Origin of the sequence: Actinotalea sp. C106, from assembly GCF_023630195.1 — a bacterium.
Taxonomy (GTDB): domain Bacteria; phylum Actinomycetota; class Actinomycetes; order Actinomycetales; family Cellulomonadaceae; genus Actinotalea.
Genome location: NZ_JALPKN010000049.1, coordinates 1 through 15,501, shown reverse-complemented (window position 1 = coordinate 15,501; position 15,501 = coordinate 1). Strand labels below are relative to the sequence as shown.

The window sequence follows — 15,501 nt, the reverse complement described above, 5'->3', positions numbered from 1 at the left end:
GGCCGCGCCGACCCGGCCGGGACGCGTGAGCGCACGGGACGCGGTCGAGACCGCCACCCCGCTGCGCACCGCGACGTCCCGGAGCGTCGGCCCCCGGGGCACGTGCTCACGTCCGCGGTCCGGTTCCTCGGCCATGGTCTCCCTGCTGCGGCGGTCGGCGGTCGCTCCGCCGTCGCGCCATCCTGCACCGTCCTGCCCGGCACTGGCAACGATGGGCAACCGCTTGCCTCACACCGTCCAGCGCCGTACGCTCGCACGACGCCGTCGTCCCGGAGGAGCCATGACCCTGGACCAGCCCGCACCGTCGCGGGGCTCGACCATCCGCTCGGCCGAGGTGCTCGTCACCGGCCCGGGCCGCAACTTCGTCACCCTGCGCGTGACCACGCAGGACGGCGTCGTCGGGCTGGGGGACGCGACGCTCAACGGCCGAGAGCTCGCGGTCGCCTCCTACCTGCAGGACCACGTCGTCCCGATGCTGATCGGCCGCGACGCGCACCGCATCGAGGACACCTGGCAGATGCTGCACCGCGGGGCGTACTGGCGTCGCGGCCCGGTCACCATGTGCGCCATCGCGGCGGTCGACGTCGCGCTGTGGGACATCAAGGCGCGGATCGCCGGGCTCCCGCTCTACCAGCTGCTCGGCGGGGCCTCGCGCGAGGGGATCATGGCCTACGGGCACGCCTCGGGGCGGGACCTGCCCGAGCTCATGGACTCGATCCGCGCGCAGCAGGCCGAGGGGTTCCGGTCGATCCGCGTGCAGACCTCGGTGCCGGGGGTCGACAAGATCTACGGGGTCTCGGCCGCGCCGTCGTCGGGCACCTACGACTACGAGCCCGCGCAACGCGCGCCGCTTCCCGTCGAGGAGGACTGGGACACCCGCGCGTACCTGCGCCACCTGCCCGGTGTGCTCGAGGCGGTGCGGAACGAGTTCGGCCCCGAGCTGCCGCTGCTGCACGACGCCCACCACCGCCTGACCCCCAACGAGGCCGCGCGCCTGGGCCGCGCGGTCGAGCCCTACGACCTGTTCTGGCTCGAGGACTGCACGCCGGCGGACAACCCCGAGGGCCTGCGCCTGGTCCGTCAGCACACCACCACCCCCCTGGCGATCGGCGAGGTGCTGACCTCGGTCTGGGACTACCGCCAGCTGCTGAGCGAGCAGCTCATCGACTACGTGCGTTCCTCGGTCACCCACGCCGGCGGCATCACGGGCCTGCGCCGGATCGTCGACCTCGCGGCCCTGCACCAGGTGCGCACCGGCTTCCACGGCCCCACCGACGTCTCCCCCGTGGGCATGGCCGCGGCCCTGCACCTGGACCTCGCGATCCACAACCTGGGCATCCAGGAGTACATGCAGCACAGCGCCCTGACCGGCGAGGTCTTCGGCCAGACCTTCCGGTGGTCCGGCGGCCTGCTCCACCCGGGCGAGGAGCCCGGCCTGGGCGTGACGTACGACGACGACGCCGCGGACCGTCACCCGTACTCGGCCGCCTACCTGCCCCTCAACCGACTCAAGGACGGCACCATCCATGACTGGTGAGAAGCCGGCCCGCGACGCCGCCCTCCCCGCAGCTCACCCCGCCTGGTTGCCCGACGACGTCTGGCGCCCCCTGGGCGCCCGCCGGGTGCTCGTGGCCCTCGGTCCCGACGCGGGGCCCGTGGACGGCACCGTCGTGGCCGAGGTCCGCCACGCGGTCGAACTTTTCGGCGGGTCCGTCACCGTGAGCACCCCCGAGGAGCTCGTCGACGCGGACCAGGCTGCGGCACACGACGTCGTCCTCCTGGTGGCGGTGCGCGTCGCCCATCCGGGGACCGCCGCGATGCGGTATGCCGAGCCCGTGGACGACCCGAACGCCGAGCTGGTCGCCGCGGTGACCGGCGGCGACCTGGACGGGACGGCGGGAAACCTCATCGGCGAGGAGACCTTCCTGCGGGGACGGCGCGACGGCCGTACGGCGGTGGTCGCCGGAGGAAGCCGCGCCCTGCTCTACGGGCTGCACGACCTGGTCCGCGCCGGCGAGGAGGCGTTCACCGTCGACCAGCCGATGACCTGGGACCTGCCCATCCAGCCGATCCGGATGCTCGACCACTGGGACAACCTGACCGTGCACCCCGTGATGGGGCAGGTCGAGCGCGGGTACGCGGGGGGCTCGATCTTCTGGAGCGAAGGCAGGCTGCGCACGGACCTGTCCCGGGCCGAGAGCTATGCACGGCTGCTCGGTTCGATCGGGGTCAACGCGGTGTCGGTCAACAACGTGAACGTCGACCTGCTCGAGGCGCGCCTGCTGACGGACGGGCTCGACGACGTCGCGCGGCTGGCCGAGGTCTTCCGGCCGCACGGGATCCAGGCGTACCTGTCGGTCTCCTTCGGGTCACCGCAGACCTTGGGCGGGCTCGAGACGGCCGACCCGCTCGACCCGGCCGTGCAGCAGTGGTGGGCCGAGGCGGCGGACCGGGTCTGGACCCGCATCCCGGACTTCGGAGGGTTCGTGATCAAGGCCGACTCCGAGGGGCAACCGGGGCCGTTCGCCTACGGCCGCGACCACGCCGACGGCGCGAACCTCCTGGCCCGGGCCGTGGCACCGCACGGTGGCACCATCTTCTGGCGAGCCTTCGTCTACAACCATCACCAGGACTGGCGGGATCGATCGACCGATCGCGCCCGGGCCGCCTACGACCACTTCGCACCGCTCGACGGGCGGTTCGACGACAACGTCGTCGTGCAAATCAAGCACGGGCCGCTCGACTTCCAGACGCGCGAGGCCGTCTCCCCCGTGATCGCCGCGATGCCACGGACCCGCCTGGCGGTCGAGCTGCAGGTCACCCAGGAGTACACAGGTCAGCAGAAGCACGTGTGCTACCTGGGGCCGTGGTGGTCCGAGCTGCTCGGGTTCCCGCTGTGGGGCACCCGGGAACCGACCGTGGCCCATGTCGCCGCGGGGCTCGGTCCCGGGGGCCTGGCCGGCGGGATCGCCGCGGTCTCGAACGTGGGCACCGACGAGTTCTGGTGCGGGCACCCGCTCGCCCAGGCCAACCTGTACGCCTTCGGGCGGCTGGCGTGGGATGCGACCGTCGACGAGGGGGACTTCCTCGACGAGTGGATCCGCCTGACCTTCGGCGAGGACCCGGCGGTGGCCTCGGCCCTGCACGAGATCATGGACGACTCCTGGCGCACCTACGAGGACTACACCGCGCCGCTGGGCGTCGGGTTCATGGTCAACCCCGCGGGCCACTACGGCCCGAGCGTCGACGGGTACGAGTACTCCAGGTGGGGCACCTACCACTTCGCCGACCGCGACGGCGTGGGCGTGGACCGCACCCGCGCGACGGGCACCGGGTACACGGGCCAGTACCCCGAGCCATGGAGCGAGACCTACGAGCACCTCGAGACCTGCCCCGACGAGCTGCTGCTCTTCTTCCACCACGTCCCCTACACCCACGTGCTGCACAGCGGGTCGACCGTGATCCAGCACATCTACGACACGCACTTCCGCGGGGTCGAGCGGGTCGAGGAGATGGTCGCGGTGTGGTCCGAGCTCGAGGGCAGGGTCGACGACGGCGTGTTCGCTCGCGTCACCGAACGGCTGACCGAGCAGCTGCGGTCGGCCCGCGAGTGGCGGGACCAGATCACCACGTACTTCTGGCGGAAGTCCGGGGTGCCGGACGAGCGGGGGCGCCGGCTGTACTGATGGCGCGGCCCTCGAGCGCGACGGGCTGAGGGCGGGGGCTCCCTCCAGGCGCCCGTGCGCGGGACCCGAGACCCCCGCCCGGACGCCGTGGATGTCAGACCCCACTCGTACACTTGTTCGAACAGACGGGTTTGGTGTGCGGGTCGAGGGGGTGTCGTGACGGTCACGAGTGAGCGGGGTGCGCTGCCCTTCGTGGCGCCTGGCCCGTCCCTGCCCGACGCCGAGCGTGGGGCTCAGGTGGTCGGTTCAGCCCGGGCGCTGCTCGAGCAGGTGAGCGGTGGGCGTGTCCCGCCTGAGCACGCGCCGGGGCTCGTTCGCGCCCTGGTGGGGATGGTCGGCACGCTCGAGCTGTCGATGAATGCGATCGCGGGGCAGCGGGCGGCGTTGCTGGCGATCGCGGCCGCGGTGGTTCAGGCCGCGCCGGACACGATGGTGCCGATGCTTCCCGGTGAGGTGCCCATGCGCCAGGACCTCGAGCATGCTCACCGGGCGCTGGTCGCTGACCTGGCCACCACGATGGGCGCCTCGCAGGGCACGACGGCGACCCTGGTGGACACCTCGAGCGAGCTGGCGGCGCGCCTGCCGGGGGTGCTGGCGGCGATGAGCGCGGGGCTGCTGGGTGACAAGCACGCCCGGCACGTGGTGCGTCACGCCGAGGGTCTGCCCCCTGAGGCCGCCGGCGCCTACCAGCAGGCGGTGCTGGCCAAGCTCGAGACCGACCGCACCCCGGCCGGGATCGGACGCGCCGCGCGCCTGGCCCGCGAACGCGTGCACCCGACGACCGCGACCGAACGCCACTCGCGGGCCTTCGCCGACCGGGCGGTCTACTTGGACCCGGCCGCGGACGGGATGGCCTGGTTGACCGCGTTCCTGCCCGCGGTCCAGGCCGGCGCGATCTACGACAAGCTCACCGGCATCGCCCACGCCCTGCCCCACCAGGACGACGACCGCAGGGACCCGGGCGGGGGCGGCGGCGAACCGGGCCCCGAGGGTCAGGGTGGGCCGGACCCCGGGCCCGACGGCGCGGGCGCAGGCGCAGGCGCAGGCGAGAGCGGAGCGGCTCAACAGACCGGCGTCGAGGGTGAGCAGCGGACCCTGGCCCAGCGCCGCGCGGACGTGCTGACTGCCCTGACCCTGGACCCACCCGACTGGTGGGACACCGAGTACCAGTCCCCGCGCGCCCCCGCCCTGTCCGCACCCGCGGACGCCCCGACGTCCTCCACGGGTGCCCCGACACCGCCCGCGGCCATGCCCGGTGATCCCGCCGCCCCGGCCCCACCCAGCGATGTCGGCGATCCCGCCCCGCCGTGGGCTCTGGACCCGGCCCTGCACGCCCTGCGCCCCACCGTCGCGGTCACCGTCCCGGTCATGACCCTGCTCGGACACTCCCACGAACCCGGGCACCTGGACGGCTACGGACCCATCGACCCCGACACCGCCCGCACCCTGGCCGCCCGCGCCCCCTCCTTCATCCGGATCCTGACCCACCCCGAGACCGGCACCACCCTGTCCGTGGGACGCCAGCGCTACACCGTCCCGGCCGACCTGCGCACCTGGCTACGGCTACGCGACCAGACCTGCCGCTTCCCCGGCTGCCACCACCCCGCCACCCGCGCCGACATCGACCACACCATCGCCTACCGCGAGCACGGCGCCACCGGCACCACCGCCGCCACCAACCTCGCCCACCTGTGCCCCGCCCACCACCGCCTCAAGCACACCACCCGCTGGGCCCTCATCCAGCACCCCGACGGCCACCTCACCTGGACCTCACCCACCGGTCGACAGCACACCACCACCCCCGCCCTCGACCTGCCCACGGCCAGGGGCCGCACCCACCCCCCGCCTCGCGACCCCGGCACCACCACAGACACCGGGTAGCGCAGCCGCTCGCGCAGCCGCCCGCGAATCGCTGCGTCACGTCGCGACGAAGCGCTCCCGCACGTAGCCGAGGACCGGGGCCTCGCTGCGCACCACCGCGAAGGTCAGGACCGACGCGAGGAGCACGACCACCGCGTCGAAGGTGACCACGGTCAGCCCGACCACGAGCACCGAGTACGAGAAGAGCGCCAGGCTCGACAGCGGCCGCACCAGCACCGTGTGCAGCGAGATCCGCGCGGCATCACGCCACCGGAAGGAGAACACCGACGTCACTGAGAGCATCCGCACCGCCCACAGCAGCACCAGCACCGCGAGCCCCACCTGCAGCAGCGCCACCGGGCCCGCGACGGACCCGCCCACCCCTGCCGAGCCCTGGAAGGTGAGGTTGATCGCCAGCACCAGCAGCACCACCACCGCCGGCACCCACGCACGCAGGGCGTCGGCGAGGTTCAGGCCGTAACCGCGATGGAACTCCTTGCGCGGCGAGGACTCGCGGTCCTCCCCGAACCGTCGCCACGCGTAGAAGGCCGCCGCGAGCGCCGGACCCACGGGCACTGCCGCGAGGGCGAACAGGGGCAGGTTCGAGGCGTCGGGCGCGAGCCAGAAGGCCAGCACCAGGCCCGGTGACAGGGTCAGCAGCAGCATGCCCTCGATCACCAGGAACCAGTACACCCGCCCGGCGACCCGCGAGAGGGTGCCGTCCCCGAAGGATCTCGCCTGGTCGCTCACCGGGTCACCCACCCGCCTCGAGCCACCGGCGCACGGCGAGCTCGACCCCGCGCACCTCGGCCAGGCCCTTGAGCCGGCCGATGAGCGGGTACCCGGGGTTCGTCGCGCGCCGGTGGTCGTCGAGGAGCTGGTGCCCGTGGTCCGGCCGGGTCACGATCCGCGGCCCGCCCTCGCGTTCCCGGCGCATCTCCTCGGCGACCAGCTCGCGGACCACGCCCACCATGTCGTTGTCGCCATCGATGTGATCAGCCTCGTGGAAGCTCTCCGGGTCGGCCTCGCGCCGGGTGGACCGCAGGTGCGTGAAGTAGACGCGGCGGGCGAGCACGCGCGCCATCTCGACCACGTCGTTGTCGGCCCGCACCCCGTAGGACCCGACGCACAGGGTCAACCCGTTGGCCTCGCTCGGCACCGCGTCGAGCACCCACTGCGCGTCCTCGAGGGTCGAGACCACCCGCGGCAGCCCGAACACCGGCCGCGGCGGGTCGTCCGGGTGCAGTGCGAGCCGCACCCCCACACGCTCGGCCACGGGAACCACGGCCTCGAGGAAGTACCGCAGGTTCGCGCGCAACTCCTCGCGACCGACCCCCGCGTACGCCTCGAGCGCCCCACGGAAGGCGTCGAGGGTGTACCCCTCCTCGGCGCCCGGGAGGCCCGCGAGGATGGTGCGGGTCAGCGTCTCGCGCTGCCCGTCGCTCAGGCCGGCCGCGTACCGGTGGGCGCTCTCGATCCGCTCGGGCGTGTAGTCGGCCTCGGCCCCCGGGCGCCGCAGGATCGTCAGGTCGAAGGCCGCTGCGGCGTCGGCGTCGAACCGGAGCGAGGTCGCGCCGTTCGGCAGCACGTGGTCCAGGTGGGTCCGGGTCCAGTCCAGCGCGGGCATGACGTTGTAGCAGACGAGGTCGATGCCGCATCGGGCGAGGTTCTCGAGGGTCTGCCCGTAGGCCTCGATCCACCGGTCCCGCCCGGGCGCCCCCCGACGCACGTCCTCGTGCACGGGCACGCTCTCGACCACCGACCAGGTCAGCCCCGCGGCCTCGACCTCGGCCTGGCGTCGTCGGATCTCCTCGACCGGCCACACCTCGCCGTTGGGCACGTGGTGCAGCGCGGTGACGACCCCCGTGGCCCCGGTCTGGCGGACCTCGGCGAGGCTGATCGGGTCCTGCGGACCGAACCACCGCCAGGTGCGCTCCATCAGCTGACCTCGAGGACCAGCACGTCCGTGGGCTCGAGCCGCAGGCTCTGCCCCTGCGACACCGGGCGCCCCGTCAGGAGGTCGGTCCCTGCCACGTGCGCACCGACCTCGACGGCCTCGTCCCCGTGGTGCAGCAGGAACTCGTGCCGCCGGCCGTCGACCTCGCGCACCGCGTGCTCGAGCCCGGGGACGTCGGCGAACGGACCCACCAGGCCGTGCCGGTCGAGCACCCGGCGCAGCACCCAGTCCAGGCCGGCCTGGTCGAGGTTCGTCCCGACGTACCAGGCCTCGCCCGCCCCGTACGGGTTCCGGGTGACGGCCGGAGTGCCGGCGTAGAAGTCGGCGCCGTAGGTCCCGACGACCTCCGCGCCCCGGGGCAGCACGAGGTCGAAGACCAGGCTCGCCTCGCTGACGAGCGCTCCGTCAGCACCGCCATGGCCCGCCGAAACGTCGACAGCGCTCGTCCCCCCGGCGCCGCGCGGCCCCGTCCCCCCGAGCCTCACCGGGTTGACCACCCCGGGGGCCTGGGCATCGGTCTCGTCGACGCGGACACCCAACAGCTCCGCGAGGGGGCCCGGCACGTCGGTCAGGAAGGCGTTGTCGTCCTCGTCGACCCGCCCGGACAGCACACCCGTCACGACCGTCCCCCCGCGCTCGGCCACGGCGGCCAGACGCTCGGCCAGGTCACCCTTGATCATGTGCAGCAGCGGGGCGACGACCACGTCGTAGCTTGTGAGGTCCGCGGTCACCGGGACGACGTCGATCTGCGCCCCCGCCTCCCACAGGCTGCGGTGGTGCTCGATCATGGTGCGCTGGTAGCTCAGGTGACGATTGGGCCCGTCGGAGATCTCCACGGCCCACCACGAGTCCCAGTCGAAGAGCAGCGCGACGTTCGCGGGCGTGCGGGCGCCCAGGGTCCGGTCCCCCAGCCCCTCGAGCTCGGCGCCGAGCCGGGCGACCTCCTGGAAGGACCGGGTGTCGGTCCGCCCCGCGTGGTTGAGCACCGCCCCGTGGTACTTCTCGCTGGCCCCGCGGGACTGACGCATCTGGAAGAAGAGCACAGCGTCGGCCCCGTGGGCCACGGCCTGCCAGGACCACAGCCCCATGAAGCCGGGCCGCTTGACGGGGTTCACGTCGCGGCTGGCCGTCACGGTGGGGGTCTGCTCCATGAGCCAGAACGGCTGGCCGCCCTTCAGCCCGCGCATCAACGCGTGCGTCAGGGCCATGCGGGAGGCGGGCCGACCGTCGGGCGGGTAGTTGTCCCACGAGGCGAAGTCCAGGTGCTCGGACCACCGGTGGTAGTCCAGCGGCCGGAACATGCCCATGAAGTTCGTCGTGACCGGCAGGTCGGAGTGCGCTCGGATCGCCTCCTTCTCCTCACGGAAGGTGCGCAGCATGTTCTCCGAGGTGAAGCGCAGATAGTCGAGGGTGATCCCCTGGAAGGCCGTGTGGTTCGGCCCCCGCCAGTGCTCGGACAGCTTGTTCGGCGGCACGATCTGCTCCCACGCGGTGAACCGGTGCGACCAGAACAGCGTGTTCCACGCCTCGTTGAGCCGGTCCAGGTCGCCGTACCGCTCCCGCAACCACGCCCGGAACTCCCCGGCGCACAGGTCGCACCAGCACCCGCCGTCGTACCCGCCGTACTCGTTGTTGACGTGCCAGGCGACGACGGCGGGGTGATCGGCGAAGCGCTCGGCCACCCTTCCGGCGAGGGCCGTCGCCAGGCGGCGGTAGGCGGGCGAGCTGTGGCAGGCGTTGTGCCGCTGGCCGTAGACGTGCCGACGGCCCTCGAAGTCGACCCGGCACACCTCGGGGTACTCGTGGGCGAGCCATGGCGGCACCGCCCCGGTCCCCGTCGCCAGGCACACGCGACGGCCCTCGGCGTGGGCGCGGTCCAGGGCCTGCTCGAGGACGGTCAGGTCGTAGGTGTGCTCGTCGGGCTGGGTGAGGGCCCACACGAAGACCCCGATGGTCAGGGTGTCGATGCGGGCCAGGTCGAAGGCCTCGTGGTCCTCGTCCCAGACCTCGGCCGGCCACTGCTCGGGGTTGTAGTCGCCGCCGTAGGCGATGCGCGGGATCCGGGGCAGGGTCATGGGTCAAGCCTCTCGTACTGGACAGCTGGAAAGCTGGCGGGCTGGCTGGGCGAGGGGACGGCCGGTGCGAGGGATCAGGCGACGCCGTAGCCCGGGATGCGGGTGTCGTCGAGCCACGGCGGGGTGCTGTCGCGGACGGCCTCGACCTCCACCAGCGTGACCTCGTGCTGGGCCAGGTGCAGGTCGAGCTCGACCCGCCCTCCGTGGACCGCGACCGAGGAGTGCTCGACGGCGGGGCGCGCGGCGTCGTGCAGCAGGTCGAGGTGACGCGCACCCGGGCTGGCCGGCCGACCGAGCTGCTGCCAGGCCGTCCACGCGTTGCCGTCGGACTCGTTGACCCGACGCCGCAGCACGAAAGCGGTGCGCGGCTCGCTCGAGGGTGCCGCGGAGCCTGGTCCCGTCCGGGCAGCTGCCCGCTCCGCCTCCGCACCCAGCGGTCCGGAGACCGGCACCGAGAGACGCACGTGGTGCCGGTCCGCCGCGGTGACCGGCGAGCCGTCGACCGGTTGCCAGGCGAGGACGGCGAGGCGCCCGTCGGCATGCCGCGTCACGAGGTGGTCCTCGCCCTCGGCCAGCACCTGGTCCCCCAGCCGCGCCATGAAGGCGTACAGGTGGTACGTCGGCTTGCGGACCAGACCGTGGGTCAGCAGGCCGAACCCGCCGTGGAAGATGCTCGCCGGCACCCCCGCCTCCTCGAACACGTCGCTGACCGTCCAGTACGCGAACGAGTCGACGTGCTCTCCTCCCGCGGCCAGCACCGGGGCGAGGTAGGCGGCGTTGTAGGCGGTGTCGTGCACGGGGTTGTCGGGCCGGTAGGAGGTGTTGAACTCGCTGATGTGCACCGGGAGCCCCGCGAGGGCCGTCCCGGCCAGGTGCTGGGCGGGGGCCGCGAACTGCTCGAGCAGGTGCTGGGGCGGGCGCAGGTCCTGGTAGACGCCGAAGGGCACGTGCTGCGCGGGGCCTGAGGTGTACGCGTGCCGGCTGACGAAGTCCACCGGGACATCTCGCCGGGCCACGAACTCGGCGAACGGGGCCCACCACTGGTCGGCCCCGGGCGACAGGACCGGTCCGCCCACCTGGAGCTCGGCGTCGACCTCCTTGACGGCGTGGGCGGTGGCCTCGTAGAGACGCAGGTACTCCTCCTGGTCCGCCCCCTGCCAGAAGTCCGTCAGGTTCGGCTCGTTCCACACCTCGATCGGCCAGGTCCGCACCTCGTCGATCCCGTACCGGTCCACGAGGTGGCGCAGGGTCCCGCGGACCAGCTCCTGCCACTGCGGGTAGGAGCGCGGCGGGGTCACGTTGCCCTTCCACCAGAAGACCGTCTGGTCCCCCGAGGCCAGCGCCTCGGGCATGAAGCCCAGCTCGAGGAAGGGCCGCACCCCCGTGGCCAGGTAGCTGTCGACCACCTCGTCGAGGTAGCCGAAGACGTGCCGCACCTGCCGCTCGCCCTGCCACTCGACCTCGCGGTACACGCCCATGTCGTCGCTGAGCATGCCGTGGCCGCGGATCATCTCGAAGCCGATCTCCTCGCGGGCCAGGGCCAGGGCCTCGCGGTGGCCGCGGCGCAGGGAGAGGTTCATCCGCCCCGTCCCCACGCAGCGGCGCCACGCGGAGGAGAGCTGACGGACGGGTTCGGTGGGGACGTCGACAGGCTCGGCAGTCACGGGAGGAGCTCCAGGGGGAGGACGGCGCTAGGTGCAGGGGTGGGCGGGGTCGTCGTCAGCACGAGCTGGACGTCGCGCCGACGGGAAGCCTCAGGAGGACGACGACGGCCCGGCCGCGCTGGGTGGCGCGGCCGGGCCGGTGGCGTTGCTACGCGTTGTCCTCCTGGAAGCGCTCGTAGGCGGTGTTCATGATGTCGACGAAGGCCTGCATGTTCTGGCCCTCGAGCTCGGAGACGTACTCGTCCCACTCGGACAGGTCACGCTGGCCGGTGATGAAGGCCAGGGTGTTCTGCGTGACGTAGTCGGCGAGGGCCGTCTGGTAGAGGCTGGCCTGCTCGCGCTCGATCTCGTCGAGGGGGGCGGGCGGGTCGAGCGGCGCCTGCTCCTTGCTCGACATGGCCTCCTGCCACTCGACCTCCTCCTCGCTGATGTGCGTGCGCACCAGGTCGGTGGTCGAGCCGTGCGCCAGGGAGAAGACCCCGTTGAAGAACCCGTAGTCGGTCTGCAGGTTCGTGGTGCCCTCGGGGTTCTGGCCGAGGAAGTCGACGTCGGCCGCGAGGGTGCGGGTGCCGTCGGCGTCCTTCTCGTAGGTCTCGCCCTCGACGCCCCAGCGGGCGAACTCGAGGCCTTCGTCGGAGTAGAACAGCCAGTCGAGGAACTGCAGGGTCGCGACGAAGTTCTCCTTCTCGGCGGCCCCCGAGGAGATCATGAAGCCGTTCTCGATCCGCAGGCCACCCATGACGTCACCCGCGGGGCCCTCGGGCGCCCGGATCTTCATCAGCTCGTAGGTGCCCTCACCGAGGGTCTCGTCCATGCTCGTCCGGTGACCGATGAGCTCCTGGGAGTTCGTCGTGATCGCGAAGGACTGCTCGTTGATGAGCTTGGCGATGGCCTGGTCGTCGTCCTGCGTGAAGCTCTCAGGGTCGAGCAGCCCCTCCTCGACGAGCCCGGTGAAGTACTCGACCAGGTCCCGGTACTCGTCGGTAGCCCCGGCGTAGACGTACTCACCGGCGTCGTGGTCGAAGACCGTGCCGTCGCCGTAGCCCCAGCCCGCCACCGTCCCGAAGGAGGCCGAGGCGAAGTTCATCAGCGCCAGCCCCTCCCACCGGTCCGACATCGCGTACTGCGTGCCCTCGTGGTCCTTGACCGCGGCGAGGGTGTCGGCGAAGTCGTCCCAGGTCTGCGGCTCCTCGAGACCCAGCTCGTCGAGGATGTCTGTCCGCATCCCGATCGTGTAGTCGTAGCGCAGCTCCTCGTAGACCCCCGGGAGCAGGTAGTACTTGCCGTCCTCCTGGCGCAGGGTGTCGATCTCCTCCTCCAGGCCCCACTGCTCGACCCGGTCCTGGTAGTGCGGCATGAGGTCGACGTAGTCGCTGATCGGCAGGATCGCGCCCGAGGCGACGAACTGCGCCTCCTGGCCCGGGTACGTCACCGAGATGACGTCGGGGGCGTCGCCCGCACCGATCAGCACGCCCTTGCGCTGGTCCCAGTCCGACAGGGGCGCGGTCGTCAGGTCGAAGGTGACGTTGTTGGTCTCGGCGAGGTGCTCGAAGAACAGCCACTCCTCGTCGAGCGGGTAGTTCGGGTGGTCTCGGTAGAGCACCTCGATCTCGACCGGCTCGGTCGCGACGAAGGTGTCGCCGACGCCGAACTCCTCCATCGCGCCGACGTCGAGGCCGTCGAGCTCCTCGGCATCAGGTCCGTCGACGGACCCCTCCTCCTCGCTCGTGCAGGCCACGAGGCCCAGGGCGAGAACTCCCGCCGTCGCGCCTGCGGCGAGGCGCCTCCGTGTGGTGGTCATGACTGTCCCTTCCGTCGAGCATCAGTGGTCGTAGCAGGGAGTGCAGCTGGTGGCTCCTCGATCACCCCTTCACCGACCCGAGCATCACGCCCGAGACGAAGTACTTCTGGATGAAGGGGTAGAGGCAGATGATCGGCAGGACGGTCAGCACCATCGTCACCGACTGGATGTTCGAGGCGACCTGCGTCATGCCGTCCGAGGACCCCCCGGCCACCGAGGTGGCCGTCGTGGCCCCGGCGATGAGGTTCCGCAGGTAGACCGTGACCGGGTAGAGGCGGGCGTCGTCGAGGTACAGGAAGGCCTGGAACCAGGAGTTCCAGAAGGAGACCGCGTAGAACAGGACCATCGTCGCGATGACGGCCTTGCTCAACGGCAGCACGATCCTCAGCAGCGTGCGGTAGGTGCCCAGGCCGTCGATCGCGGCGGCCTCCTCGAGCTCCTCGGGCATGTTCTCGAAGAAGGCCTTCATGACCAGCAGGTTGAACACGCTGATCGCGTTGGGGATGACGATCGCCCAGATCGTGTTGGTGAACCCGATCGCGTTGATCAGGACGTAGTTGGGGATCAGGCCGCCGTTGAAGAACATCGTGAAGACGGCGACCATGATGAAGAAGTTGCGTCCCCGCAGGTTCTTCTTCGAGATCGCGTAGGCGTAGGTCGTGGTCAGCACCATCGCGATCACCGTCGCCACGACCGTGTAGACGACCGTGTTCCGGTAGTTGATCCAGAACATGTTGTCGGCCATGACGGTCCGGTAGGTCTCGATGTTGAACCCACGCGGAACGAGGTTGACCTGCCCCGCGTTGATGAACCCCTCGCTGCTGAACGACTGCGCGATGATGTTGGCGAAGGGGTACAGGGTGATCGCCATGACCCCGAGGAGCACCACCACGTTGATGACGGTGAACACCTTGTAGCCGCGGCTGTCCTTGACGGTCGTCGGGGCGGGTCGCTCGAGCCGGCGGGCGAGCCTGATCGGGTCCGGGGTGCCGGTCTCGTCCTTGAGTGCGCTGTCGGTCACCACAGGCTCGTCCCCACTAGTCGTCGCGATATCGCGTTGGCGGACAGGATCAGCGTCAGCCCGATGAGGGACTCGAAGAGCCCGATCGCTGTCGCATAGCTGAAGTTGCTCGAGAGGATCCCCACCCGGTACAGGTACGTCGAGATGACGTCGGCCGTCGGGTAGGTGAGGGGGTTGTAGAGCAGCAGGACCTTCTCGAAGCCGACGGCCATGAAGGTGCCGATGTTGAGCACGAGCAGGGTGACCATGGTCGGCCGGATGCCCGGCAACGTGATGTGCCAGGTCTGCTTCCAACGGTTCGCGCCGTCGATGCGCGAGGCCTCGTAGAGCTGCTGGTCGATCGTCGTCAGGGCCGCGAGGTAGAGGATGGTTCCCCAGCCGACGGTCTGCCACACCTCGGAGCTGATGTAGATGGTGCGGAACCAGTCGGCGCGCTGCATGAAGTTCACCGCGTCACCGCCCATGGCCGTGATCACCTGGTTGATCGTCCCCTGCACGGAGAAGATCTGGAACACCATCCCCGCGACGATCACGATCGACATGAAGTGCGGCAGGTAGCTGATGGTCTGCACGAGCCGCTTGAACCAGATCCGCCGGACCTCGTTGAGCAGCAGCGCCAGGATGATCGGCAGGGGGAACACCACGAGGAGACCGAGCGCCCCGAGGATCAGGGTGTTCTGGAAGACCTCCCAGAACTTCGCGTCGTTGATGAAGAGCTCGACGTACCGCAGCCCCACCCACTCGTCACCGAAGATGCTGCTCCCGGGCCGGAACCGCCGGAAGGCGATGACGTTCCCGGCCATCGGCAGGTAGCGGAAGATCAGCAGGAAGATCAGCGGCAGCACCAGCAGGGAGTACAGCTGCCAGTCCCGGCGCAGGGTCTTGCGCCAGCTGCGCTGGGGGTACCCGCCCTTGCCGGTCCGGGCGATCGCGACGGCGGCTGCCCCGTCGGCGATGGTGCCGGTGGCCTGGCCCCCTGCGGGGGAGGAGGCCTCGAGGTTCTGCGGGGTGCTCATGCCGAGGCCCCGCCGGCGGCGAGCAGGGCGAGCTCGTCGCGGTGCGGTCCGTCGAGGGTGTGGACCTCGACCCGGGCCGCCGCGCGGTGGTGCCCGACCTCGCGCTCGGCGCCGACCAGGTCCAGGGCGACGACCCCCTCGACCTGCTCGCTCGACCGCGCCACGCGAAGCTCGACCGCGCCGGGCTCGACCACCCGTCGCCCGCGCAGCCCGGTGAAGGAGGCGACGTCGGCCGGGACGGTGAAGCGCACCTGCGCAGCAGCGCCCGGCTCGAGCTCGACGCGGGCGAAGCCCACGAGCCGCACCACGGGCTGGACCACCTGGGCGGCGACGTCGTGCAGGTAGAGCTGGACGACCTCCGCCCCGGCGCGGCCGCCGGTGTTGCGCACGGTCACCTCGACCGTGGCCTCGCCGTCGACCC

General features: G+C 71.4%; 11 protein-coding genes. 3 read left to right on the top strand and 8 right to left on the bottom strand.

Annotated features, from left to right (window positions below; translation table 11 throughout):
- Positions 1 to 280 precede the first annotated feature (280 nt).
- From manD to L0B03_RS05470, 3 genes are all read left to right on the top strand, one after another.
- A complete protein-coding gene (gene manD / locus L0B03_RS05480) occupies positions 281 to 1,537 on the top strand; it encodes a D-mannonate dehydratase ManD (protein ID WP_250444621.1) in 1,257 nt (418 codons plus the stop codon).
- Positions 1,527 to 3,686, top strand: a complete 2,160-nt coding sequence (locus L0B03_RS05475) for an alpha-glucuronidase (protein ID WP_250444620.1) — start codon at positions 1,527 to 1,529, stop codon at positions 3,684 to 3,686. Before manD ends, L0B03_RS05475 begins: the two co-directional genes overlap by 11 nt.
- Before the next feature lie 156 nt (positions 3,687 to 3,842).
- A complete protein-coding gene (locus L0B03_RS05470) occupies positions 3,843 to 5,567 on the top strand; it encodes an HNH endonuclease signature motif containing protein (protein WP_250444619.1) in 1,725 nt (574 codons plus the stop codon).
- 36 nt (positions 5,568 to 5,603) lie between these two features.
- Here the strand turns inward: L0B03_RS05470 and L0B03_RS05465 are convergent, their stop codons facing one another.
- From L0B03_RS05465 to L0B03_RS05430, 8 genes are all read right to left on the bottom strand, one after another.
- Positions 5,604 to 6,296 carry a DUF624 domain-containing protein gene (locus tag L0B03_RS05465; protein ID WP_250444618.1) on the bottom strand — a complete coding sequence of 231 codons (693 nt, stop codon included), beginning with the start codon at positions 6,294 to 6,296 and terminating at the stop codon, positions 5,604 to 5,606.
- A gap of 4 nt (positions 6,297 to 6,300) precedes the next feature.
- The gene (uxuA, locus tag L0B03_RS05460) at positions 6,301 to 7,485 is read right to left on the bottom strand and encodes a mannonate dehydratase (protein WP_250444617.1); all 1,185 of its coding nucleotides are present in this window, start codon (positions 7,483 to 7,485) and stop codon (positions 6,301 to 6,303) included.
- Positions 7,485 to 9,578, bottom strand: a complete 2,094-nt coding sequence (locus tag L0B03_RS05455) for a beta-galactosidase (protein WP_250444616.1) — start codon at positions 9,576 to 9,578, stop codon at positions 7,485 to 7,487. The genes uxuA and L0B03_RS05455 overlap by 1 nt, the downstream gene beginning before the upstream one ends.
- Before the next feature lie 74 nt (positions 9,579 to 9,652).
- Positions 9,653 to 11,242: a xylan 1,4-beta-xylosidase gene (locus L0B03_RS05450; protein ID WP_308200005.1), complete on the bottom strand. Its 1,590-nt coding sequence runs from the start codon at positions 11,240 to 11,242 to the stop codon at positions 9,653 to 9,655.
- Positions 11,243 to 11,390: 148 nt separating this feature from the next.
- A complete protein-coding gene (locus tag L0B03_RS05445) occupies positions 11,391 to 13,043 on the bottom strand; it encodes an extracellular solute-binding protein (RefSeq protein ID WP_250444615.1) in 1,653 nt (550 codons plus the stop codon).
- A 61-nt stretch (positions 13,044 to 13,104) separates the two neighbouring features.
- The gene (locus tag L0B03_RS05440; protein WP_250444622.1) at positions 13,105 to 14,019 is read right to left on the bottom strand and encodes a carbohydrate ABC transporter permease; all 915 of its coding nucleotides are present in this window, start codon (positions 14,017 to 14,019) and stop codon (positions 13,105 to 13,107) included.
- 41 nt (positions 14,020 to 14,060) lie between these two features.
- Positions 14,061 to 15,080: a sugar ABC transporter permease gene (locus tag L0B03_RS05435; protein WP_250444614.1), complete on the bottom strand. Its 1,020-nt coding sequence runs from the start codon at positions 15,078 to 15,080 to the stop codon at positions 14,061 to 14,063.
- Positions 15,077 to 15,501 (bottom strand): fibronectin type III-like domain-contianing protein (locus L0B03_RS05430; RefSeq protein WP_250444613.1); only part of this gene is annotated, 425 nt, incomplete at its 5' end. The genes L0B03_RS05435 and L0B03_RS05430, both read right to left, overlap by 4 nt.

Bases quoted from the DNA above. Each gene is read 5' to 3' on its own strand.
- uxuA (WP_250444617.1), bottom strand. From the start codon at position 7,485: ATGGAGCGCACCTGGCGGTGGTTCGGTCCGCAGGACCCGATCAGCCTC.
- L0B03_RS05475 (WP_250444620.1), top strand. From the start codon at position 1,527: ATGACTGGTGAGAAGCCGGCCCGCGACGCCGCCCTCCCCGCAGCTCAC.
- manD (WP_250444621.1), top strand. From the start codon at position 281: ATGACCCTGGACCAGCCCGCACCGTCGCGGGGCTCGACCATCCGCTCG.
- L0B03_RS05435 (WP_250444614.1), bottom strand. From the start codon at position 15,080: ATGAGCACCCCGCAGAACCTCGAGGCCTCCTCCCCCGCAGGGGGCCAG.
- L0B03_RS05445 (WP_250444615.1), bottom strand. From the start codon at position 13,043: ATGACCACCACACGGAGGCGCCTCGCCGCAGGCGCGACGGCGGGAGTT.
- L0B03_RS05455 (WP_250444616.1), bottom strand. From the start codon at position 9,578: ATGACCCTGCCCCGGATCCCGCGCATCGCCTACGGCGGCGACTACAAC.